We start from the raw sequence: 22398 nt of genomic DNA, 5'->3' as shown, positions 1-22398 counted from the left end.
AGCAGTCGCCGTCAGGCGGCAGCGTGCCCACCGTCGTGCGGCAGAGCAAGCGATCAGATGGTGGGCACGGCGCCTTCACGATCTCGCTCGTAGAATGAGCACGGCTGTGCCTTTGCCCACCCTACACAGCACCAACTACATCGGCTTCGCCGCCGCAACCAGATCGCCGGCGCGCTGGTCCTGCTTCAGCAGCGCGGCGAGTTCGGTCTCGTCGAGCGTCTCCTTGACCAGCAGGCGGCGGGCGGCGCGCTCCAGCACGTCGCGCTTGTCCTGCAGCAGCTTGCGGGTCCGCTCCAACGCTGATGTCACGATCGCACGCACCTCGGCGTCGATCGCATCCCCTGCGGCCTCGCCATACTCGGCGCTGTGCGAGCTGCCCGGCGGCAGGAACGACTGGTTGTCGCGCTCATAGGCGACCGAGCCCAACTGCTCCGACATGCCGTAGCGGGTCACCATCGAGCGCGCGATGTCGGTGACGCGGCGCAGATCGTCGGCGGCGCCGGTCGACAGATGGCCGTAGACCACGAGCTCCGCGGCACGGCCGCCGAGCAGCACCGCCATCTTGTTCTCCAGCTCCTCGCGCGTCATCAGGAAGCGATCTTCGGTCGGACGCTGGATGGTATAGCCGAGCGCGCCGACGCCGCGCGGAATGATCGAGACCTTGTGCACGGGATCGGTGCCCGGCAGACTCATCGCAACGATCGCATGCCCCATCTCGTGATAGGCGACGATCTCGCGCTCCTTCGGGTTGAGCAGCCGGTTGCGCTTCTCCAGGCCGGCGACGATGCGCTCGATGGCGTTGTTGAAATCGTCGAGCCTGACCTCGTCGCCGCCGCGCCGCGTTGCCAGCAAGGTCGCCTCGTTGACGAGGTTGGCGAGATCGGCGCCGGTGAAGCCCGGCGTCAGCGCGGCCACCTTCTCCGGATCGACGTCGGCGGCGAGCTTGGCCTTCTTCAGATGCACCTGCAGGATCTGGATGCGGCCCGGCTTGTCGGGCCGGTCGACCAGCACCTGGCGGTCGAAGCGGCCGGCGCGCAGCAGCGCCGGATCGAGAATCTCGGGCCGGTTGGTCGCCGCCAGCAGCACCAGACCCGTCGAGGAATCGAAGCCGTCGAGCTCGACCAGCAGCTGGTTGAGCGTCTGCTCCTTCTCGTCATGGCCGCCGGCGAACGGGCCCATGCCGCGGGCGCGGCCGAGCGCATCGAGCTCGTCGATGAAGATGATGGCGGGCGCCTTGGCGCGGGCCTGCTCGAACAGGTCGCGCACGCGCGCCGCACCGACGCCGACGAACATTTCGACGAACTCCGAGCCGGAGATCGAGAAGAACGGCACGCCGGCCTCGCCGGCCACCGCCTTGGCGAGCAGCGTCTTGCCGGTGCCGGGCGGGCCGACCAGCAGCACGCCCTTCGGCATGCGGCCGCCGAGACGGCCATAGGATTTCGGATCCTTCAGGAACGAGACGATCTCGCGCAGCTCGTCCTTGGCCTCGTCGACGCCGGCGACGTCGTCGAAGCGGACGCCGGTGTTGGATTCGACGTAGACCTTGGCCTTGCTCTTGCCGATCTGCATCAGGCCGCCGCCGAGCCCGCCGGCGCCGCCCATCATCCGGCGCGACAGCCAGTACCAGACGCCGAAGAACAGCGCGATCGGCATCACCAGCGAGAGAATGTCGCCGAGGATGTTGCTCTCGACGCGGCCGGTGAACGTCACGTTGGCCTTGCTGAGCTCCTTGGCGAACTCCTGGTCGACGCGCGTCGTCGCGAAGCGCGACTGGCCGCTGGGCAGCGGCTCCTTCAGCGTGCCTTCCAGATAGTTCTCGGAGACGCCGACCTCCTTCACCTTGCCGGCGGACAGGAGATCCTGGAATTGACTGTAGGGAATGACGGCGACCTGGCGATAGCTCGTCCACGCATTGTGGATCATCATCGCGACGAAGATCGCGACGATCGCGTACCAGAGATTGAAGCGGGTCTGCTTGGTCATGGGTCTCTCAATCGGGTGATCAGTCGAAAACGAGCGGCCGCAAACGGCGGATCAAGCGCCATCGCGTCAGGCACGGTCCCGCCCTTCGGCCTTGGGGACGAATACGGAGACGGCGCGCGGCAGCACGCCGAAGCGCGCCGGCGTGAAGGTGACGAGCTCGCCATCGGCATTGATCGGGCGCGGACGCCGCGTGCGGATCTCGAAGGATGTGTCGCGCGTGGCCCGCACCTCCTGCCACAGGCCGTGGCGACCCTTGCGGAAGTCATAGGCCATCGCCAGCAGCTTCCAGACGCGGCCGATCTCCAGCGAATAGAGATCCAGATGGGAATCGTCGATCTCCGCGCTGTCCTGGACGGCCATGCCGCCACCGTAATAGCGGCCGTTGCCGACCGCGATCTGCAAGGTCTTGACGCGCGCCGCGCCGTCGGACGACACGATCATGGCCCGGAACGGCCGCGCATTGGTGAGCACCTTGAGCGCCGTGATCGCGTAGCCGAGCCGGCCGAACCTCCGCTTGGTCTCCTTGGTCAGTTGCCGCGCGAGGTCGGCGCTCAAGCCGAGGCTTGCGACGTTGAAGAATGGATGACCATTGACCTCGCCGAGATCGATCTGGCGGCGATGGCCGGCGGCGATCACGTCGACCGCGGCCTCCATGTCATCAGGCAGGCCGAGCGTGCGGGCAAGGTCATTGGCGGTGCCGGCTGGAATAATGCCGAGCGGCAGGCCGGTCCTGAGCAGTGCGGGCGCAGCCGCGTTCAGGCTGCCGTCCCCCCCGGCGACGACGACCGCCTCCGCATCGTCGGCATGGGCTTCGATCCACGGCGCCACCTCGCGCGGACTATGCGGCGCCGAGATCACGAGATCATAGCCGGCCGCACTCAGCCGCGACACGGCAGTGCCCGCGGCCTCGCCGCCGGAGCGGCTGCCGCGGTTGATGATCATCAAGAGACGGCGCGTTGCGACGGCCGAGCGCGACGGCGGCGCCTTCGCGATCGATATCTGGTCACCCCCCGTGGTCACGATTGTCTCCCGTACACGAGATGCCCGTGCGCATCAGCGCACCGGTTCCATACAAAGTGACGAGCACGCGCTCCGGTTCCATCACGATCACGGCCGCCATCCGAGGGATTGCGGGAGGTATGAGCGGGGTCATGATTGTTGGGGTGGTGATGTGGGGGGCGAGAGCCCCAAGGGCTTGATCGCAACAAGGGCTGATAGCAACAAGCGACGCGTGTGGCCGCATCTGGTCAAACTCCTCAGGAGCGCTCCGAAGCGCGCAATACCGCCAGCGGGATCACTGCCAGCGGCATCGGTCATGAAAGAGAGTCCGACATCATAGTCGCATGGACTATCAGAGGGGCCCGGATCTCCGGCCCTCTGGAATTAGTTTGCAGCCGCACGCCCGCAAGACGGCTGCCGCGGCAGCAGACACTCTGTCGCACCTCCACGTTCATCTTGCTGAACGTGGACGCAAGGGGCTGGCTCTTGAAAACCGATCGGGACACACATACGTCCGTTCCCTACCCCTGGTCCGGGCCCCTCTGGTGAAGCTGCCGGTGCGCTCACGATGTCGGACCTGACATCAATTTCACCGGCTAGATAAGAGGACCCGTCGTGGAATTCCTGCTCATCGCGTTTGCCGGCAAGCCCGTCTGGATGTGGCTCGCCTTCCTCGCAATCGTGCTCGCCCTCCTCGTCTTCGATCTCGGCATCCTCCATCGCAAGACGCGCGAGATCTCGGTGCGCGAGAGCCTCGTCATGAGCGCCATCTACATCATGCTCGCCCTGGCCTTCGGCGGCTGGGTATGGTGGCAGCTCGGCGGCGAGGCCGGCACCGCCTATCTCACTGCGTTCACGATCGAGAAGGCGCTGGCGATGGACAACGTCTTCGTCATCGCCATGATCTTCAGCTACTTCTCGATCCCGCGCGCCTATCAGCACCGCGTGCTGTTCTGGGGCATCGTCGGCGTCATCGTGCTGCGCGCGATCATGATCGGCCTTGGCGCCGTGATCGTCGCCCAGGCGAGTTGGGTGCTGTATCTGTTCGCGCTGTTCCTGGTCGCGACCGGCATCAAGATGCTGGTGTTCAAGGACAAGCCGCACGACATCGGCTCCAATCCGGCACTGGCCTGGGTGCGCCGTCGCTTCGACGTCACCGACCGCCTGCACGAGGAGCGTTTCTTCGTTCGCCAGCCGGATGCAAGCGGCAGGCCGACCTGGTTCATGACGCCGCTGTTCCTGGCGCTGATCCTGATCGAGTTCGCCGACGTCGTCTTCGCCGTCGACTCCGTGCCCGCGATCTTCGCGATCTCGACCGACCCGTTCGTGGTCTACACTTCGAACATCTTCGCGATCCTCGGCCTGCGCGCGCTCTATTTCGCGCTTGCCGCGATGGTCGATCGCTTCCAGTATTTGAAGCTGGCGCTGGCGGCAGTGCTGATCTTCATCGGCTCGAAGATCTTCCTTGCCGACCTGCTCGGGCTCGAGAAGTTTCCGCCCGCCCTCTCGCTCGGCATCACCTTCGGTCTGCTCGGCGCGGGTATCGCCTATTCGCTGTGGAAGACGCGGCCTGCCGTCGAGCAGATGAAGTGACGCAGGCCAGAGGACATGAGGTTGCCGCGTGGTGATGAATGATGTCGCATCCAACGATGAGGACTCGTCGGCGCCGCGCCGTCACAACGGGCCGATCAGCCGCCGGCTGCTCGCGATCGCCCGCACGGTGCGGTCCGAGGAGCCGTCCATCGGCGAATTGTTCGACCGGCTGGAGTCGGAAGGTCTCGGCCTGACGTTGCTGCTGCTGACCTTGCCGGCGTTGATCCCATTGCCCGGCCCGTTCGGCATGGTGTTCGGCACCTTGGTGGCTCTCGTCGCACTGCAGATCCTGCTCGGCGCCGAGCGGCTATGGCTGCCCGAGCCGCTGCGCCGCCGGCCGGTGCCGCAGCGGCTGCTGCGCAAGGTGATCCGCGCCGGACTCGATTGGGCGGGCTTTGCCGAGCGCGGCCTGCGTGAGGACCGGCTGGTCTGGCTGACCGGCCGGCCGGCGCGGATGCTGCTCGCGCTGCCGCTGCTTCTGATGGCGGTCACCATCATCCTGCCGATCCCGATGGGCAACGTGATGCCGGCGCTGGCGCTGATCGCCGCCTCGATCGGCTTCATGGCCGGCGACGGGCTCGCAGTCCTGCTGTCGATCCTGATTGCGATGGCCGCGGTCGTGTGGACGGCGGTTCTGCTCTATACGGGTGCCGCGGCCGCCGATTATGCCGCAACTCTCCTGGCACGCTTCGCGGTGCATCTGCGGGCCATGCTGGAGAGCGTCGGTGTCGATCTCGGCTTTGCCGCCGGCGTGACGACCGTGTTTGCGGTCGCAACGGGCATCGCCGCGCTTGCCTTCTGGGTGCAGGCGGTGCGCCACCGGCGCAGCCGGCGCATACCCATCGATCCGACGCAGGATCCGCGCGAACGCTCCCGCGCGCTGGCGCGACGCGGCCGCGGTCTCGTGGCCGCCGCGAGCATTGCGACCACCGCAGCCGCCGTCTTCATCGCCACGCGTTTCATGCTGACCGGCTCGATCTGAGTTCCCGCTGTGGCAGCGCGGCCGGGCGACGGTGCATTGCGCGGCTACGAGGGACATATCTTCGTGAGCGCCCGCCGGCCGCAAGCGCGAGCACTTGTCATTGAAGTAGCAACAAAAAATGCGACCGATAAGCGCAGGCGCGTCGAGCATCGTCAGCCGCCTGCGAGAAATGCCACTGTCCCTTTGTGCCGGCTGCAGCTATACGAGAGATGACTGTCACTAAACGGTTACAGAATCGACACATGCCCGATTCGAACGCAACGGCGTCGATCCACGGCGGTGGCCATGTGGTCGGCGTGCGGGATAGTGGTGACTCGGCGAGCAGCGATCCCGGTGGCGCCGCCGATAGCTTGACTGCACAGCACCTTGCCGATCACGCGGTCACACGGGGGGATGCCGTGGCGCCGGGCGTGGAGGTCGTGACGCCGTCCTTGCCGGATCCCGCGGCCGGCGCCGGCCATGAGATCGAGCTGAAGCTCCTCGTCGCGCCCGATCAACTCGCCGGCTTCAACAACGCACCGGTCGTCACCGCGCATGCGCGCAACAAGGGTTCGCGCAAGCATCTGACATCGGTCTACTACGACACGCCGAAGCGCATGCTGTGGAAGAACGGCTTCACCTTGCGGGTGCGCCAGAGCGGCTCGCGCTTCGTGCAGACCGTGAAAGAGCAGCACAGCGACGACCCGCTCAAGCGCGGAGAGTGGGAGGCCAGCGTCAGCTCGCTGGCGCCCGATCCGGTGCTGGCGGCCGCGCTGCTGCCGGAGGAGCTTCGCTCCGCGCTGGCCGATGCAACGCTCGAGGCGGTGTTCACGGCCGACGTGCATCGTCACGCGCGCATGCTCGACGTGCCCGGCGCGACCATCGAGATCGCGTTCGACAGCGGTGTCATCAACGCCGGCGAGCACCGTGAGATCGTGAGCGAGATCGAGCTGGAGCTCAAAAGCGGCAACCCCGCAGCCATCTACGAGATCGCGCAGCGCATCGCCGATCACGGACCTATCAGACCTTCGATCCGCAGCAAATCCGCGCGCGGTTTCGACCTCGCAGCGGGAGCAGCGCCGGGGGCCGAAAAGCCGCGCAAGCTGCGCCTCGATCCGGCGGTGTCTCTCGACGAGAGCTTCGCCGTCGTCCTGCGCGGCAGCCTGCGTCATCTGCTGCAGGCAATGCCTGCAGCAGACGACGGACGCGATACGGAAGGCGTGCACCAGTTGCGGGTAGCGCTGCGCCGCCTGCGCGCCGCGTTGCACCTGATGCGGCCGCTCGGGACCTCGGCGACGCTCGACGGTCTCGAGGCGGATGCGCGCTGGCTGGCACAGAGCCTCTCGGCGGCGCGCGACCTCGACGTGTTCCTGAACGATACGCTGCCCGAGATCGCCGAGGCGTGCCCCACGGTTGCAGGCTTCGACTCGCTCCGGTCGCTCGCCGAGCGGCGGCGCGAACTCGCCTATCGCACACTGCGCATCGCGCTTGCCGAGCGCCGCTGCGCCGCTTTCGTGCTCGGCCTCGGCGAATGGATCGAGGCCCGCGGCTGGCGCAACGACGTCTCCCCCGACGATCTCCGACGCCTCGCCGCGCCCGCGATCGATTTCGCCGGGCCCGTCCTGTCGGAGCGCCACCAGAAGGTGCTCAAGCGCGGCCGCCGCTTCAAGAAGCTGCCGGCCGAGCGGCGCCACCGGCTGCGTCTCGCACTGAAGAAGCTGCGCTACAGCATCGACTTCCTGCTGCCGCTCTACGGCGCGAGCAAATCGGCGAAGAAATATGCCAGGACGCTCGCCGGTTTCCAGGAACAGCTTGGCCACTACAACGACATGGCGGTCACCGCCGGCGTGATCGAGACCCTCGGCACCACCTCCACCGACGCGGCGATCGCGGCCGCCGCGATCACCGGCTGGCAGACGCATGCCATGGCCGGCGTGGAGCAGCCGTTGCGCGAGGCGTGGCGCGCCTTCACCAAGGCGCCGACGCCGTGGCAGGCCGAGGAGGCGTGACGATCGGACGCGATGACGTCGGTTCATGGAGCGCATTGATCCGGTTCAAGGTGTCTGGTCGAGATGTGTGGGAGCGTGATCTCATGAAGATATCCAGCGTGACGTGTCCGCATTGCCGTGCCGCCTACGAGATCGCGGAATCGACATCCGCCGTTGGCGCTGCCGGGCGGTTCGACTGCGGCGTCTGCGGCACGCCATTGGCAGCGTGGGACGAGCCGAAGCTGCGAGCCTTCCGCCTGGAGGTGCCGCCCGAGCGCAAATATCCCCGCGTGCCGGCCCCCGCCCCGCTCGCCTGACTTCCGTTCCGCAATCCGGAACGCCCGGCGTGGTCCGTCGAGGTGACCGCGCATCCGCGCATGGCGCCATGGCCGGCCGCAACTTGCCTCGCTTTTTTGACCGGGTCATAGTCGGTCGTTGCGCGGTGCTGTCGGCTGGCCTGGCCGCATCACTGCAGCGTTCCGATTCACTTCAGCGAGTCATCCGGTCCTCATGCCCATCCTCAACAGCATCGCCGCGCTCTCCGACGAAATGGCCGCCTGGCGCCACGATTTCCACGAACATCCCGAGCTGCTGTACGAAGTCCATCGCACCGCCGGCATCGTTGCCGACCGCTTGCGCGAATTCGGCTGCGACGAGGTCGTGACCGGCATCGGCCGCACCGGCGTGGTCGGCGTGATCCGCGGCCGCAAGTCCGGCTCCGGCAGGACCATCGGCCTGCGCGCCGACATGGATGCGCTGCCGATCGAGGAAACCTCCGGCGTTCCCTATGCCTCGAAGACCCCGGGCCTGATGCACGCCTGCGGCCATGACGGCCACACCGCGATGCTGCTCGGCGCTGCGAAATATCTCGCCGAGACCCGCAATTTCGACGGCACCGCCATCGTCATCTTCCAGCCGGCCGAGGAAGGCGGCGCCGGCGGCAAGGCAATGGTCGATGACGGCCTGATGACGCGCTGGGGCATCCAGGAGGTCTATGGCATGCACAACATGCCGGGCGTCCCCGAAGGCCATTTCGAAATCTCGCCGGGCGCGATGCTGGCTTCGGCCGATGCGATCCACATCAAGGTCACCGGCAAGGGCGGCCATGGCGGCGCCGGCCCGCACCGGGCCGTCGACAGCATCCTGATTGCCTCGCAGATCGTCAACGCACTGCAGTCGATCGTCGCGCGCAACGTCGATCCCTTGAAATCCGCGGTGATCTCGGTCTGCTCGATCCATGGCGGCACCACCTTCAACGTCATCCCCGAGACCGTCGAGATGCTCGGCACCGTCCGCACGCTCGATCCGGAGATCCGCGACCTCGTCGAGAAGCGCATCGTCGAGGTCACCGAGGCCACCGCCCGTGCCTATGGCGGCTCGGCCGAGGCGATCTACGAGCGCAAATATCCGGTGACGATGAACCACCCGGCCCAGGCCGCCTTCGCCGCCGACGTCGCCCGCGACGTCGCCGGCGCTGAACGTGTCAACGACCGCGCCATTCCGCTGATGGGCGGCGAGGACTTCGCGTTCATGCTGGAAGCCCGCCCCGGTGCGTTCGTGTTCCTCGGCATGGGCCCCGGCAACGAGTGCCACCACCCGGCCTATCGCTTCAACGACAATATCCTCAGCGCCGGCGCATCGTACTGGGTGAAGCTGGTCGAGAAGAGCATGCCGGCGAACTGATGAGCTGATGAAAACGTAGGGTGGGCAAAGCGGCAGCGTGCCCACCGTAGCGCGTCATTCTTCGCAACGAGATGGTGGGCACGGTGCCATCACGATCTCACGCGGCGCGGTCGCACCTTCGCCCACCCCACATTCTGGATTGTTCGCTTCGCTCGCAATGACGGGCGTGGCGGGCACCGGAATTCCTCCAAGCTCCGCCATCGCGAGCGCCAGCGAAGCGATCCAGGGGCGCAGCGCACGAACCGGAATGGCTACTTCGTTCAGAGCCGGAACGTTTCGTTCCGCATCGAAACGTCGAGCACCGCCGGGCCGCTATGAGAAGGCGTCCTTCTCCGCCGCGAGTCCCCCATGCAGCGCCGCTCCGACCTCAGCCGCGAAATCGCCCTCCTGGTTCTGCTCTCGACCTTGTGGGGCGCCTCCTACACCTTCATCAAGATCGGCGTCGAGACCATCCCGCCGCTGACCCTGATCGCGGCACGCACGATGATCGCGGGCTTGCTGCTGGCCGCGATCATCCGCAGCCGCGGCCTCGCTTGGCCGCGTGACCGGACGATATGGCGTCGCTTCATGATCCAGGCCGGCCTCAACAGCGTCGTGCCGTTCACGCTGATCGCCTGGGCCGAGCGCACCGTCGAGGCGGGCCTTGCGACGATCCTCAACGCTACCTCGCCGATCTTCACCTTCCTGCTGACCGCGCTGGTGACGCACCACGAGCCCGTCACCCTGCGCAAGCTGGTCGGCGTCGCCGCCGGACTCGCCGGCACCTGCCTCATCGTCGGCACCGAGGCGCTGGGCGGGCTTGGCCGCGAGTTGTGGGCGCAGATTGCGATCGTCGCCGCCACCATCTGCTATGCTGGCGCCGCGATCATGGGAAAGAGCTTCAAGGGGCTCAACCCTATGCTGCCGGCGGCGGGATCGCTGCTGTCTGGCGCCTTGGTCCTGATCCCGCTTGCGCTGGTCGTCGACCATCCGTGGACGCTGGCACCGTCGCTGCGCTCGGTGTTGGCGCTGGCCGCGCTCGCGACCGTCTCGACCGCGGCCGCGATGGTGATCTATTTCCGCCTGGTGCAGACGCTCGGCTCGATCGGCGCCACCGCGCAATCCTATCTGCGCGTGCCGATCGGCGTTGCAATTGCCGTTGCCGGCCTCGGCGAGCGCCTCGCGCCGAGCGCCTGGATCGGGCTCGCCTGCGTCGTCCTCGGCGTGATCGCGATGACGCTGCCCCCGCGCAAGGGCATGATGGATGGCAGAGAGACGGTCCGCTGACCGCATATCCCGGCAGGGCTCAAAACAAGCGCAACTCACGCCGTCATTGCGAGCGCAGCGAAGCAATCCAGGGCGGCGAGCAAACAAGTCTGGATTGCTTCGTCGCCTTCGGCTCCTCGCAATGACGAGAAAATTGATGCAGCGCCCTTACCCGATCGCGATCGCTACCTTTCCGACATGCGCGCCACTCGCCATGTAATGGAACGCCTCGCGCGCCTCGCCGAACGCAAACACGCGATCGACCACCGGCTTCACCTGATGCAGCGTCAGCGCGTTCGCCAGCGCCTGGAGATCGTCGACCGAGCCGACCGTGACGCCCTGCAGCCGCTGCTGCTGCATCACCATCAACGGCAGCCGCAGCTCCGAGGCCGGCGCTCCGGCGAGCACGCCAATGAAGGCGATGGTGCCACCGATCCGGGTGGCGCGGATCGACTCGTTCAAGGTACCGACGCCGCCGACCTCGACCACGAGATCGACGCCCTGCCCGGTGATCTCGCGCGCCTTCTTGCCCCAGTCCGGCACCTGCTTGTAGTTCAGCGTGACATCGGCGCCGAGCGCCTTCAGCCGCGCGATCTTGGCCTCGCTCGACGACGTCGCGATCACCCGCGCGCCCGCGATTTTCGCGATCAGCAGCGCAAAGATCGAGACGCCGCCGGTGCCTTGCGTCAGCACGGTGTGGCCCGGCCTGATGCCGCCGAGCTTGATCACGGCACTCCAGGCGGTGACGCCGGCGCAGGGCAAGGTCGCGGCCTCGACATCGCTGAGATGCGCGGGCGTCCTGATCAGCGCCTGCACCGGAAAGACACGATACTCGGTCAACGTGCCGTCGACGCCGCCGCCGAGCGCCCCACGCATCTTCGCTTCGCTCGGCTCGCCGCCCGTCCAGCTCTCGAAGAAGCTGCCGACGACACGATCGCCGGCTGCGAACGCCGACACGCCATCGCCGACCGCCTCGACCACGCCTGCGCCGTCGGACAGCGGCACCAGCGGAAATTTCTGCCGTGAGCCGTAGCCGCCCCTCACGGTCAGGAGATCGCGGTAGTTGATGCTCGCTGCCGTCAGCCGCACCAGCACCTCGCCCCTGCCGGGCTGCGGCACGGGCTTGTCGACCAGCGCCAGCGCATCGATTCCGCCGGGCCCCTGCAGCTCGTAGCATTGCATCCGATGTCTCCCGCCCATGCGGCGCTGTCGCTTCGTTCTTCTGCCGGGAATGGTGAAGCGTTTCGTGCCGGCGATCAAGCCGACCGTCGTTCCATGCGACGGACAAACAACGCAAACACGCGCATGCTCCGCGCTGGAGTCCGGAGATCACCGCGACCGCGCGTACCGACCGCCGACACGCCGTCACGCCGTCACATCGCCGCTTCGAACCTGATCCGACAGACCAGACCCTCGTCGCGAAAATCCTGCTCGATGCTGCCGCCGATCGCTGCGAGGCTCGCTCGGATCATGCGCGCGCCAAATCCCTCGCTCCCAGGCGGCTCGATCGCGTGCGGACAGAGCTCGCGCCAGGCCACGGTGCCGCGACCGCCTTCCTGCGCGATCTGGACCTCGAGCCGTCCGCCCTGACCGCGCAGCGCGCCGTATTTGACGGCGTTGGTCGCGAGTTCGTGGAACACCAGCGCGAGATTGCGCACCGCTTCCGGCCCCAACGGCATGTCCGGCCCGTCCACCGTCACGGCGCCGGAGGCGCGATACGGCTGCAGCTCGACGTCGAGCAGCATGCGCAAGGTCATCAGGCGGTGGTCCGACCAGGCGAGACTGTTGGCGCGCGCGACGGCGTCGAGCCGCAGCGCGATCGCCTCCCCTTTGGCGCGATCCTCGCCCGACAGGCTCGATCTGACGATCGCCTGAAACAACGCGAGCTGATTGTTCACGCGATGCCTCAGCTCGCCGAGCAGCAATTCGCGCGCATGCTCGCTGCGCTTCAGCTCCACGAGCGCGCCGCGACAGAGATACCCGAGCCAGATGATCAGCGCCGCGGTGCTCAGGAATCCAACGAGGTTGATCGCCTCGGCATGATCAGGACGATCGGTGAAGCCGACGAGCACCACGGTGGCGGACAGCCAGGCGGCAAAAATGGCCGCGGGAATGCCGCCGAGCAGCGCTGCGAACACCACCGCCGGGTAGAACGTCGCATAGGGCAGCGTCGCGCCGGCATAATCCAGCCCGATCCGGCCCGCGGTCGAAATCGCGACGGCGAGCATGGTGAGCAGAAACGTGGTCGCCGACCACCGTCTGCTCCGAACGATCCAATCTGAGAAACTCCGACCCGCGCGCACGATTGACCCCGAAGGCAAGGTCTATCGCCGGACGCCGGCTGGAACAAGCTGAAGGAACTGCCACCGGGGCGCAAATATTTTAGGAACCTTTGCCGCGCCGTTGCGTTTGGCTACCCCTGTTGCGCCAGACGGAACGCATCATGCCGCGCGGTGGGAGAAGCCACCGCTCCGCCGCCACGGGCACGCACTCCGCGTCGCGTCTGCGCCAGCACGAATGCCGGACGTTGCACGATGAGCTCGTCGCAGGCTCGCCGACGAACTGAAAAGACAACGGTATCGGAACGCTGCACGCGAAAGAGCTTGTATCCGGCGCTTCTCGCTGCGCTAACCCTAGCGGCTTGCCGCTGAGCGCCGCAGCGTCGATCATCGCGGCCATGACGACGAAATCACGCGAGAGACTCTACGGTGCCGGCATCCGCATCGCGCAGGAGCAGGCCGCGCGTGCGCGTAAGGAAGCGGATCGTCTGGCCTGCGACGCTTGGAACAAGCGCATGCTCGGCTACAAGGGGCCGGCGCAGCCGTCACCGCTGCTCGGCGATGCGCTCAACGCCGGCTATTACTATCTCGAAGTACGCTGCCTCGGCTGCGACACCAATCAGACCGTCGCGCTCGACATCATCAGGCGCGCCAAGACGACGCCAATCCATGAGCTCGAGCGCTACATGCGCTGCCAGGATTGCTCGCGGCTTCGCGGTCATCCCTACAAGCGCAGCGCGCTGGTGGCGTTGCGCGAGACCAAGATCTCGGCCGCGCATCCGGCCTCGACATGGTGGCCCGGTGAGCGATAGGCGGTCGAATACCCAGCGTCGCGTCCCCTCGGATCCGGGCAGAGGTACTCCGATCAGGCGCTGACTGCGCCCGCTCGAAAAATACGTGGATACTCGGAACAATCATGACGATCCGTTGTTTCGAAAACTTGCCGGCGCGGCAGGGAAGCGGAACATGTCAGAGTTGATGACTCAGCCGGACAAGCTGCGGGCCGACGCGGCGGAATGCGCCCTCATTCGTGATCTCGCCACCGACCGCGACAAGCGCGAGCTGTTCGCGCGTCTGGCCGAGCATCTGAGCATGCTCGCCGCCGAGGTCGAGCGCGCGGCCCGCGCGCAGGATGGGCGCACAGAGAAAGCGAGCCTTCGCTGAACCGCGAAGCTCTCTGGACGAACTGCGCGGATTCACGCTCCCCTGCTGTCGCTGCGCTTGCCACACAATCGCGCAACTCCACTTCGCTATAGATCGGGATGATCCGCGATCGATTCGCGCAGCGAGCGATCACGCCCCTCTCAGCGTCAGGTGCCGATCTTGCGACGTTTCCTCCCCTGCCTCGTTCTGCCGCTTCTCCTCGCTTTCCCCGCCGCAGCGGCTGAGCTCGCTGGCCGCGTCAGCATCGTGGACGGCGACACACTGGACATTCACGGCGAGCGGATTCGCCTGTGGGGCATCGACGCGCCCGAAAGCGCACAGCTCTGCCGCGGCCGCGACCGCAGGCCGTATCGCTGCGGCGCGCTGGCCGCCAACACGCTGGACGCCTTCACGCGCAGCAAGGTTCTGCGCTGCCTGCCGGTCGATGGCGATCGCTACGGCCGCATCGTCGCGCGTTGCGCCGCCGGCGCGACGGATCTCGGCCAGTTCATGGTGTCGCGCGGGCTCGCGGTCGAGGAGCCGCAATATTCGCGCGGCGTTTACACCGCCGATCAGCGCGCCGCCCGCCGCGCCGGCCGCGGCATCTGGTCGGGCCGTTTCACCGAGCCCCCGCTGTATCGCGGCTGCATGCATGCCGGCGGGACGACGTCGGTGTGCTCGGACGGAGGGATCGGCTGGCGGTGAGCGCGGCCGCATGACGGCGTCGCCTTGTCCACCACACCGGCCACAACACCTCAATTGCCACGCGTCGCCCTCTGGCTGTACGGTCGCGCACCGCAAAGACCAGGCTGGATGAGGACGATGACAGAGACAAAGACGCGCGTGGCGATCCTGTTCGGCGGGCGCTCGGCGGAGCACGACGTCTCGCGGGCCTCGGCGGCCAACATCTTCCGCTCCCTCGATGCCGGCCGCTACGCCGTCACGCTGATCGGCATCACCACCGACGGGCGCTGGGTGCTCGCCGACGCTGCGAATGACGGTACAGGCGCGGCGCTGACCGTACCGACCGACGGCCCGCAGATCGTGCTGCTGCCGGCCGGCCAGGGCCGCGCGCTGGTCATCGGCGACGGCGCCCCGCGCGAGCTCGCCTTCGACGTCGTGTTTCCGGTGCTGCACGGTCCGAACGGCGAGGACGGCACCGTGCAGGGCGCGCTGGAGCTCGCCGATGTCGCCTATGTCGGCGGCCGCGTGATGGGATCGGCGGCGGCGATGGACAAGGACGTCGCCAAGCGCCTGCTCCGCGATGCCGGCCTGCCGATCGTGCCGTTCGTCACCATGACGGAAGCCTCCCCGGTGACCTATGAGGCGGCGGTCGACGCCGTCGGCTCATCCGAGCTGTTCGTCAAGCCGGCCAATCTCGGCTCCTCGGTTGGAATCTCCAAGGCGCGCAGTGCCGAGGAGTTCGCCGCCGCCTGCCGCCTGGCGCTGCGCTTCGACCTGAAGATCCTGATCGAGCGCTGCATCAGCCCGGTGCGCGAGATCGAATGCGCCGTGCTGGAGCATCCCAACGGCGAGGTCGCCGCGTCCGAGCTCGGCGAGATCGTGCCGGCCGACAGCCACGGCTTCTATTCCTACGAGGCCAAATACACCGACGCATCGGGTGCCTCGCTGCACGTCCCGGCACAGGTCGAGCCGGGTCTCGCCGCGCGCATCCGCAAAATGGCGACCGAGGTGTTCGGCGTGCTCTGCTGCGAGAGTCTCGCGCGCGTCGATTTCTTCGTCCGCGGCGAGGAGGTCTACGTCAACGAGGTGAACACCCTGCCGGGCTTCACCAACATCAGCATGTACCCGAAGATGTGGGAGGCCACCGGCCTGCCCCAGCCGGCGCTGATGGACAGTCTGATCGCGCATGCGCTGGCGCGTCATGCGCGGCTCAGGGAGTTGGCGTCGCAGCGCTGACGACGATCGCCGGCCGCTCCTCGGGCCCGCCGGCGCCGCAGGTCAGCGCGGCGCGACCTTGACGCCGTCGGCCACTCGGTCGCTAGGATAGATGATCACGACATCGCCGCTGGCGACGCCGTCGGCCACGGCGGCGAACCGGCCTGAGCGCCGGATGAGCCGGACGGTGCGCAACTCGGCGCGCCCATCCTTCAGCGCGAACACCGACCAGTCGTCACCGCGCTTGAACAGCGCGCCGGTCGGAACGATGGTCGCATCCTCCTGCGTGAAGACGACGATCTGCGCATCGAGCTGATAGGCATCGCCGAGCCGCTGCCATTGGTCGGCCGGCGAGACGATGTCGATCAGCACGTTGACCCTCTGCTCCTCGATTCCGAGCGTCGATATCTTGGTGAACGCCGCCGGCTCGACCCGGCGAACCCGCCCAGAGAGTCGGCCGGCGCCGCCCCAGCGATCGATCGTGACATCGGCGCCGGGACGGATCTCGACCGCATCGGTGCTGAGCACGTCGACGACCACTTCGAGATCATGAGGATCGCCGAGGTCGAGCAATGCCGCACCCGGCTGCACCGTCGTTTCGCTTTCCTGGGTCACCTTCAGCACCAGACCGCCGACCGGCGCGGTCACGCTCCAACTATCCGCCGGCGCATCGGCATCGGTCTTGCTCCCGTAGCGCACCAGCATCGCCCTGAGCTGGCTGAGCTCGTGCTCGGCGGCATGGTCGACATATTCGGCTGCGCGCAGGTCACGCTCGGCGATCCGCATCGCGAGCTCGGCACGCTCCCGCGCCTGCGCCGTCGCAGCTCCGCTGGCGGCCAGGGCCGTGGTACGCGCCAGATCGGCGCTTGCCTGCGCGCTCTGCGCCTGCGCTCGGGCCACGACCGCCTTGGCCCGCTCGACGTTGGCCTCTGCCGCGCCGAGCAGCTCCTCGGCCTCGCGGCGGGCGCGCGGATCGAGCAGCGGCGCTGGCGCCGGCGTGATGGTGGCAACCACGTCGTCCGCCTTGACTTGGTCGCCGGCCTTGAAGCGGATGCGCCCCAGCCTGCCGGCGAGCGGCGCGGCCACGACGTAGCGCTGGCGCACCCGCGTCTTGCCGTCGTCATCGACGGTGGCAACGAACCGCCCCTTGGTCACCACGGCCGTCTCCACCGGAACTGCGCCCGGCATCGCCATCCAGGCGATGACGGCGGCGGCCGCCAGGAACGCTGACACGATGCCGAGGCGGCGCAACACGGGACGCATGCTCATTCCCTGGTCTTGAGGGCCGCGACCAGATCGAGCCGATCGACCCTCCTGCGGACGATGATGGCGCTGATCGCGGCGCTGGCCAAGACCACCGCGGTGGCGATCAGGTAGGTCCGCAGCGCGATCACGCCCGGAATCTGGAAGCTTTCGCTGGAATGCAGGTGCGCGATCAGCGCAATGACGCCGCGCGACAGCAACAGGCCGAGCGGAATCCCGACCGCGATGTCCAGCGCAAACTCGCCGAACAGGATGCCCGCGACCTCGCTGCGGGTGAAGCCGAGCACCCGCAGGCTGGCGAGCTCCCAGGCGCGCTCCTGCAGGCTGATGCGTGCGCTGTTGTAGACCACGCCCACGGTGATGATCGCGGCGAAGCCGGTCAGGATGCCGGCGACGACGAACACGAGGCCCGCGATCTTCTCCATGAACGATGCGATGACATAGGCCTTCATTGTCACCGATTCGATCGCCGGCATGGTCTTGAAGCTCGCACCGAGCGCAGCCAGCGCCGCCGGCTCGACATGGAGGCTCGCCGCCGAGACCGCCGCGCCTTCGCCGGTGAAGCGATTGAGCGTGTCGATATCCATGTAGGACGCCATGCCGACCGCCTCATCGACGATGGCGCTGACCGGAACGTCGCGCCGCCGGCGACGGCCTTCCATCGCCTCCACCGTGACGATCTGCCCTGCGCTCAGCGCCAGGCGCTCCGCAAGGCGCCGGGTCAGCGTAATGCCATCAGGCGCCGCCACGATCGGACGGCGCGAGGAATCGTGCGGCCGGCGCAGTTGGTCCGTCGCGGCCAGCCCGATCACCGAGGTCAGGTAGCTCTGATGCCCGGCGCGCAGGCGCACCGGAACGATGCGCTGACCTTCGACCGCGAGCACGCCGGGCTGGCGTGCCAGATCGCGCAGGACTGCACGGTCGACCGGGTGGACAAAGGTGATCATGGCGTTGCCGCGCTCGACCAGGTTGAACTGCAGCTCGATCATGTCGCCGATCGCATCGCGCCAGAAGATCCCGAGGACCATCATCGGCACCGCGAAGGCGATGCCGATGATGGTGAACAGCGAGCGGAACGGCCGCCCCGCGACGTTGCGCAGCATCATCATCCGCCGCGCGCCGAACGCCCTGCCCGGCACGATGCGCTCGATCCAGGAGCGGCGGAACGCCAGCGGCATCGCGGGCCGCATGGCTTCCGCCGGCGCAAGGCCGACGACCTCCTGAAGCGCCGTGATGACCCCGAACGCGCCGGCCGCGACGCTGATCGCGACGCCGGCGACCGCCGCCCATGGCGCCAGCCGGAATGGCAGCTCGGGCAGACGGAAGAACCCTTGATAGCTCGCAATCATGGCATGGCCAAAGCCAAAGCCACCGGCGATGCCGAGCGCCGATCCGATCAGCACGATGACCAGCATCAGCTTGAGATAGTGCAAGGTGAGCAGCAGCGTCGGAAAGCCGAGCGCCTTCAGCGCCGCAATCTGCTCGCGCTGCGCGGCGACCAGCCGCCCGAGCGCGCCGTTGAGCAGGAATGTGGCGACACCGAAGAAGATGATGGGAATGGTGATCGACATCACCTTCTGCTGGTTCAGCTCGTCCTCGAGAAAGCGGTTCGACGGCTGGTCCCGCCGCGCGATCGCGCCGATCGACCCATAGGGCTCGAGCAGCCGGTCGAGCTCCTCGATGACGGGCTTAGGATCGACGCCCGGGGCGAGCGCGATCACGGCGTCGTTGAATGCGCCCTTCATGTCGAAGGCAGCCTCGGCCGCGCTGCGGTCGACCCACAGAATGGCATAGAGGCGATCGTCGGGGATCGGCAATCCGGGCTTTACCGCGTAGACATATTCCGGCGACAGGGCGACGCCGGAGATCCGGAAGCCCTGCACCCGGCCATTGAGCAGCACACGGATCTCGCCGCCCGGCCTGACGCCGTTGGCGTCGGCAAACGCCTCGTTGACCGCGGCGCTGCGCGCGGCGCCCGGCTCGGGCGCCGTGCCGCGGCGCAGATGCAACCGCGCCAGGGGCTCGTCGCCGGCATGGGTCAGCGACACCAGGCGGGCCGAGACCGGTTGCGAGACGGCAGGCCAATCGACGATGACCTCGCGCACGATGCGCGGCTCGACCGCGACCACGCCAGGAATGGAATTGAGCCGCGGCACCAGCGCGAGCGGCGCCCGCTTCAGCGTGACGAAGATCTGCGGAAACCGGCCGTCGGCATAGAACTGCTCGCAGCCGCCGCGCAGGGACAAATAGGTCGAGACCGAGCCGACGAACACGGCGACACCAGCCGCCACCAGCAGCGCGATCGTGACCACCTGTCCGCGCATCGCGCCGATGTCGCGCCACAGCTTGCGGTCCAGCAGGCTCACCAGCGCACCTCATCGGCCGAGAGGCGCCGCGTATTGCGCGTCTCGCCGACGACGCGCCCGCCGCCGAGCCGCAGCACGCGATCGGCCATGCCGGCGATCGCCGCATTGTGCGTGATGATGATCGTGGTCGTCCCGAGCTGCGCGTTGGCGCGGGCGATCGCGGCGAGCACGACCTTCCCCGTCTCATAATCCAGCGCGCCGGTCGGCTCGTCGCACAACAGCACGTCGGGCGCCTTGACCATGGCGCGGGCCACCGCGACGCGCTGCTGCTCGCCGCCGGACAGCTGCGAGGGAAAGTGGTCGATCCGCCGCTCGAGGCCGACGAGCTTGAGCACCTCGAGCGGATCGAGCGGCTTGTCGGCGATCTCGGTGACCAGCGCGACGTTCTCAAGGACCGTGAGGCTCGGGATCAGGTTGTAGAACTGAAACACGAAGCCGACATGCTCGCGCCGGTAGCGCGTCAGCTCGGCATCGCCGGCGCCGACCAGCTGATGATCGCGCCACTGCGCCTCGCCCGAGGTCGGGCTGTCCAGCCCGCCGAGAATGTTGAGCAAGGTCGACTTGCCCGATCCCGACGGCCCGAGCAGCACCACGAGCTCGCCTTCGTAGATGTCGAGGTCGACGTCGCGCAGCGCGTGCACCTCGACCTCGCCCATCCGATAGGTCTTCGAGAGCTTGCGGGCGCGGAACACCGGGGTGGCGCCGGACCGATCAGGAGGCGCGGCGGGGCCCCCGTCGTTGGTGACGGCCGAACTCATCGGGCTGCGGCTCCTGCACCAAAGGCCCGCATCGAACGTGCGAGACGTCTCACGCCTGAATCCTCGACATCGGATGACATCCCGCCGACCATCGGTCGGTAGCCATCGTCATCCGTTGATGCATGTCAAGCGGGCACATCATCACGTGGCCAACGCGCTGATGTCCACTAAACCGCGGTCGCGATCACATACGCCAGCACGGCTGCGCCGAGGCAGCGCCGCCAGGGATTGACGCCGCGCAGGAGTTCGTCGAACGCCCAGACGAAGAGACCGGCTTTGACGAGACAATCCAGATTGGTGCCTGCCTGACCCGGCGGATGCCAAACCCAGCTCAGAAGGCTGGCCGCCAGCACGATCCACAGCGCCGGGTTGGGCATCTGGGCGATGGTGATCTCGCCGGTCGCGCGATTTCGGAAGAACCAATTCAGAAATCGCGACATCGTACCGCCAGTGGGGGATGATCTTACGATCCTAGAGCTCAACTGCAGCCGAGTACAACCCGGTGGCACGGCTCAGGTTCTGGTGAATCGACGGCCGATTTTCTAGATCGGCGGCGGGTGCTGGGTCGAGATCTCACGATCTCCACGGCTGTCATGCTCCGCGAAAGCGGAGCATCCAGTACTCCGCAGCAGAAGATATTGGACCGAGACGTCACCGCGCACTGGATCGTCGGCCTTCGCGGACGAACACACGGGCGGTCTACAATGTCGATAGTCAACCCTCCTAAGCCCCAACGACCGAACTCACCTGGGCGGCATCTTCTCGAATTTCGGCAGCGCCGGATCGAGGTGATCCCAGGCCTGTCCCGCCGCAGTCCACGACACCAGTTGCGGCTTGTAGCGGCTGGGATCGTCGAGGCTCGCCGGCGGAACGATGAACACATCGGGCATCGCGGGAAATGTCAGGTGAACGTGCGAGCCGCAGGTCGGGCAGAACGCGCGCCGCTTGACGGTGCCGCCGTCGCCGACGCTCTGCCAATGCGACACCTCGCCGTCGACCTTCACCTCCGCCGCGACGAAGGTGAGGTGCGATTGATGCCCGGTGCCGCTGTCGCGCTGACATTGCCGGCACTGGCAATCCAGCATCACGGCCGGCTCGCCCGTGATCTCATAGCGTACCGCGCCGCAGGCGCAGCCGCCGGCATAGGACTGGGTCATACCGTTCTCCTTTGGCATCAGTGCAGCTGTTTCGACGACGCCTCTTCGCCGGCGATCCGGTCGAGATTGGCGACGACCTTCTTCCAGCCTTCGCTCATCTTGCGATAGGCGGTGTCGTTGGTTGGAATTACGAAGCCGGAATGCACCAGGCGAAGGCGCGTGCCCGTGTCCGCCCTGGAAAGACTGAAGGTGACCACCGTCTCCAGCTTCGCGCCGTAGCCGACATTGCCGGCGTGGCCGCCCTTCCACGCGTAGGACAGCCGCTCGTTCGGCACGACCTCCAGCACCTCGCAGTGAATGGTGCCATCCCATTCGCCCGCCGGCGTGGTCTGAAAGGTGAACCGAGTGCCGACGACGGCCTCAAATCCCTTCGGCGCCATCAGCCAGTGACCGATCAGTTCGCCGCTGGTCAGGGCTCTCCAGATGACCTCGGGCGCATGAGGGAAGGTGTCCTCGACCACAATGGCCTGCGTGTCCGCATTCACGGCTTGGTTCATGGATCGATGTCCTTCAGCAGGTTTCTCAGATTGGCGAAGCGTTCGCGCCAGAACACGCCGTAATGGCTCATCCAGTCGGCCAGCGGCTCCAGGCCGCGCGACTCGGCGCGATAAAACACATTGCGCCCCTCGGGGCGCTCGCAGACCAGGCCGGCCTGTTTCAGGGCTTTCAGATGCTGCGAGATGGCGCCCTGCGTGACGGTACTGCCGCGGGTCAACTCGACGACGGTGATCTCGTCGGCCTCGACGATGCGCTCGAACACCGCGCGCCGCGTGGGGTCGGCCAACGCACGCATGACGGTGGTGATGGTCTCAGGCTGGATCATGCAAAACCAATAGCCGCCACTAATCAATTAGTCAATACTAATGTTATTATTCTGCCTGGTCTTTCGCCCTGGCGGGACGACTCCAGCGTGAGAGACCACCCCGGAAAATCCGAATTTTCTTCTTCCGTTTTTCGGAATTCGATGCTATGATGTCGCATCCCGCCTCGATTGAGGGGCGTTTCGCGATCGTCACGAGCGTTGGGTGCGGGATGCGGTGGGCGTGTCGGGTTGCAGCGTGAGCGATCATGCCGACGAACG

At 67.1% G+C, this 22398-nt stretch carries 21 protein-coding genes; 10 read left to right on the top strand and 11 right to left on the bottom strand.

The features are described from left to right. Nucleotides 1-135 precede the first annotated feature (135 nt). Both ftsH and QX126_RS05625 read right to left on the bottom strand, forming a co-directional pair. Nucleotides 136-1983 (bottom strand): ATP-dependent zinc metalloprotease FtsH, encoded by a 1848-nt coding sequence (gene ftsH / locus QX126_RS05630; RefSeq protein ID WP_315771060.1) that lies wholly within the window; start codon nt 1981-1983, stop codon nt 136-138. A 66-nt stretch (nt 1984-2049) separates the two neighbouring features. Beyond that, nucleotides 2050-3003 carry a lipid kinase gene (locus QX126_RS05625; RefSeq protein WP_315779783.1) on the bottom strand — a complete coding sequence of 318 codons (954 nt, stop codon included), beginning with the start codon at nt 3001-3003 and terminating at the stop codon, nt 2050-2052. Nucleotides 3004-3597: 594 nt separating this feature from the next. Between QX126_RS05625 and QX126_RS05620 the strand changes: the two genes are divergently transcribed. The 6 genes from QX126_RS05620 (at nt 3598) to QX126_RS05595 (ending at nt 10473) form a co-directional block, all read left to right on the top strand. Continuing rightward, a complete protein-coding gene (locus tag QX126_RS05620) occupies nt 3598-4575 on the top strand; it encodes a TerC family protein (RefSeq protein WP_315779781.1) in 978 nt (325 codons plus the stop codon). 28 nt (nt 4576-4603) lie between these two features. Beyond that, the gene (locus QX126_RS05615) at nt 4604-5557 is read left to right on the top strand and encodes an exopolysaccharide biosynthesis protein (RefSeq protein WP_315771056.1); all 954 of its coding nucleotides are present in this window, start codon (nt 4604-4606) and stop codon (nt 5555-5557) included. Between the two features lie 242 nt (nt 5558-5799). Continuing rightward, a complete protein-coding gene (locus QX126_RS05610) occupies nt 5800-7545 on the top strand; it encodes a CHAD domain-containing protein (protein WP_315779780.1) in 1746 nt (581 codons plus the stop codon). Nucleotides 7546-7628: 83 nt separating this feature from the next. Beyond that, nucleotides 7629-7841, top strand: a complete 213-nt coding sequence (locus QX126_RS05605) for an MJ0042-type zinc finger domain-containing protein (protein WP_315737382.1) — start codon at nt 7629-7631, stop codon at nt 7839-7841. A gap of 193 nt (nt 7842-8034) precedes the next feature. Continuing rightward, nucleotides 8035-9207, top strand: a complete 1173-nt coding sequence (locus tag QX126_RS05600) for a M20 aminoacylase family protein (RefSeq protein WP_315779778.1) — start codon at nt 8035-8037, stop codon at nt 9205-9207. A gap of 348 nt (nt 9208-9555) precedes the next feature. Then, nucleotides 9556-10473, top strand: a complete 918-nt coding sequence (locus tag QX126_RS05595) for a DMT family transporter (RefSeq protein WP_315779776.1) — start codon at nt 9556-9558, stop codon at nt 10471-10473. A gap of 147 nt (nt 10474-10620) precedes the next feature. Here the strand turns inward: QX126_RS05595 and QX126_RS05590 are convergent, their stop codons facing one another. Both QX126_RS05590 and QX126_RS05585 read right to left on the bottom strand, forming a co-directional pair. Next, nucleotides 10621-11634, bottom strand: coding sequence for an NAD(P)-dependent alcohol dehydrogenase (locus QX126_RS05590; RefSeq protein WP_315737379.1), 1014 nt, complete (start codon nt 11632-11634; stop codon nt 10621-10623). 191 nt (nt 11635-11825) lie between these two features. Further along, on the bottom strand, nt 11826-12680 hold the full coding sequence (locus QX126_RS05585) for an HWE histidine kinase domain-containing protein (RefSeq protein ID WP_315779774.1): 855 nt from the start codon (nt 12678-12680) through the stop codon (nt 11826-11828). 449 nt (nt 12681-13129) lie between these two features. Between QX126_RS05585 and QX126_RS05580 the strand changes: the two genes are divergently transcribed. The 4 genes from QX126_RS05580 (at nt 13130) to QX126_RS05565 (ending at nt 15794) form a co-directional block, all read left to right on the top strand. Further along, complete coding sequence (locus QX126_RS05580; RefSeq protein ID WP_315759004.1) at nt 13130-13543, top strand: hypothetical protein; 414 nt, start codon at nt 13130-13132, stop codon at nt 13541-13543. Between the two features lie 166 nt (nt 13544-13709). Next, nucleotides 13710-13895 carry a hypothetical protein gene (locus QX126_RS05575; RefSeq protein ID WP_315737722.1) on the top strand — a complete coding sequence of 62 codons (186 nt, stop codon included), beginning with the start codon at nt 13710-13712 and terminating at the stop codon, nt 13893-13895. Between the two features lie 159 nt (nt 13896-14054). After that, the gene (locus tag QX126_RS05570) at nt 14055-14579 is read left to right on the top strand and encodes a thermonuclease family protein (protein WP_409999074.1); all 525 of its coding nucleotides are present in this window, start codon (nt 14055-14057) and stop codon (nt 14577-14579) included. A 117-nt stretch (nt 14580-14696) separates the two neighbouring features. Beyond that, nucleotides 14697-15794 carry a D-alanine--D-alanine ligase family protein gene (locus QX126_RS05565; protein ID WP_315779770.1) on the top strand — a complete coding sequence of 366 codons (1098 nt, stop codon included), beginning with the start codon at nt 14697-14699 and terminating at the stop codon, nt 15792-15794. Between the two features lie 42 nt (nt 15795-15836). Here the strand turns inward: QX126_RS05565 and QX126_RS05560 are convergent, their stop codons facing one another. From QX126_RS05560 to QX126_RS05530, 7 genes are all read right to left on the bottom strand, one after another. After that, on the bottom strand, nt 15837-17036 hold the full coding sequence (locus QX126_RS05560) for an efflux RND transporter periplasmic adaptor subunit (RefSeq protein ID WP_409999079.1): 1200 nt from the start codon (nt 17034-17036) through the stop codon (nt 15837-15839). A 2-nt stretch (nt 17037-17038) separates the two neighbouring features. After that, on the bottom strand, nt 17039-19405 hold the full coding sequence (locus tag QX126_RS05555; RefSeq protein WP_315779873.1) for an ABC transporter permease: 2367 nt from the start codon (nt 19403-19405) through the stop codon (nt 17039-17041). Then, a complete protein-coding gene (locus QX126_RS05550) occupies nt 19399-20160 on the bottom strand; it encodes an ABC transporter ATP-binding protein (protein ID WP_315779766.1) in 762 nt (253 codons plus the stop codon). Before QX126_RS05550 ends, QX126_RS05555 begins: the two co-directional genes overlap by 7 nt. A 167-nt stretch (nt 20161-20327) precedes the next feature. Further along, entirely contained in the window at nt 20328-20600 is a 273-nt protein-coding gene (locus tag QX126_RS05545; protein ID WP_315779765.1) for a hypothetical protein, read from the bottom strand. A 303-nt stretch (nt 20601-20903) separates the two neighbouring features. Next, nucleotides 20904-21317, bottom strand: coding sequence for a GFA family protein (locus tag QX126_RS05540; RefSeq protein ID WP_315737372.1), 414 nt, complete (start codon nt 21315-21317; stop codon nt 20904-20906). 17 nt (nt 21318-21334) lie between these two features. Then, a complete protein-coding gene (locus QX126_RS05535; protein WP_315779763.1) occupies nt 21335-21814 on the bottom strand; it encodes an SRPBCC domain-containing protein in 480 nt (159 codons plus the stop codon). Continuing rightward, a complete protein-coding gene (locus QX126_RS05530) occupies nt 21811-22140 on the bottom strand; it encodes a metalloregulator ArsR/SmtB family transcription factor (protein ID WP_315779760.1) in 330 nt (109 codons plus the stop codon). Before QX126_RS05530 ends, QX126_RS05535 begins: the two co-directional genes overlap by 4 nt. Nucleotides 22141-22398 lie beyond the last annotated feature (258 nt).

The sequence above is a fragment of the Bradyrhizobium sp. SZCCHNPS1003 genome (assembly GCF_032381555.1).
GTDB lineage: Bacteria > Pseudomonadota > Alphaproteobacteria > Rhizobiales > Xanthobacteraceae > Bradyrhizobium.
This window is presented reverse-complemented; position numbering and strand designations above follow the sequence as displayed.

Bases quoted from the DNA above. Each gene is read 5' to 3' on its own strand.
- QX126_RS05560 (WP_409999079.1), bottom strand. From the start codon at position 17,036: ATGCGTCCCGTGTTGCGCCGCCTCGGCATCGTGTCAGCGTTCCTGGCG.
- QX126_RS05585 (WP_315779774.1), bottom strand. From the start codon at position 12,680: ATGCTCGCCGTCGCGATTTCGACCGCGGGCCGGATCGGGCTGGATTAT.
- QX126_RS05530 (WP_315779760.1), bottom strand. From the start codon at position 22,140: ATGATCCAGCCTGAGACCATCACCACCGTCATGCGTGCGTTGGCCGAC.
- QX126_RS05600 (WP_315779778.1), top strand. From the start codon at position 8,035: ATGCCCATCCTCAACAGCATCGCCGCGCTCTCCGACGAAATGGCCGCC.
- QX126_RS05575 (WP_315737722.1), top strand. From the start codon at position 13,710: ATGACTCAGCCGGACAAGCTGCGGGCCGACGCGGCGGAATGCGCCCTC.
- QX126_RS05610 (WP_315779780.1), top strand. From the start codon at position 5,800: ATGCCCGATTCGAACGCAACGGCGTCGATCCACGGCGGTGGCCATGTG.
- QX126_RS05550 (WP_315779766.1), bottom strand. From the start codon at position 20,160: ATGAGTTCGGCCGTCACCAACGACGGGGGCCCCGCCGCGCCTCCTGAT.
- QX126_RS05535 (WP_315779763.1), bottom strand. From the start codon at position 21,814: ATGAACCAAGCCGTGAATGCGGACACGCAGGCCATTGTGGTCGAGGAC.
- QX126_RS05565 (WP_315779770.1), top strand. From the start codon at position 14,697: ATGACAGAGACAAAGACGCGCGTGGCGATCCTGTTCGGCGGGCGCTCG.
- QX126_RS05580 (WP_315759004.1), top strand. From the start codon at position 13,130: ATGACGACGAAATCACGCGAGAGACTCTACGGTGCCGGCATCCGCATC.
- QX126_RS05590 (WP_315737379.1), bottom strand. From the start codon at position 11,634: ATGCAATGCTACGAGCTGCAGGGGCCCGGCGGAATCGATGCGCTGGCG.
- QX126_RS05605 (WP_315737382.1), top strand. From the start codon at position 7,629: ATGAAGATATCCAGCGTGACGTGTCCGCATTGCCGTGCCGCCTACGAG.
- QX126_RS05540 (WP_315737372.1), bottom strand. From the start codon at position 21,317: ATGACCCAGTCCTATGCCGGCGGCTGCGCCTGCGGCGCGGTACGCTAT.
- QX126_RS05595 (WP_315779776.1), top strand. From the start codon at position 9,556: ATGCAGCGCCGCTCCGACCTCAGCCGCGAAATCGCCCTCCTGGTTCTG.
- QX126_RS05545 (WP_315779765.1), bottom strand. From the start codon at position 20,600: ATGTCGCGATTTCTGAATTGGTTCTTCCGAAATCGCGCGACCGGCGAG.
- ftsH (WP_315771060.1), bottom strand. From the start codon at position 1,983: ATGACCAAGCAGACCCGCTTCAATCTCTGGTACGCGATCGTCGCGATC.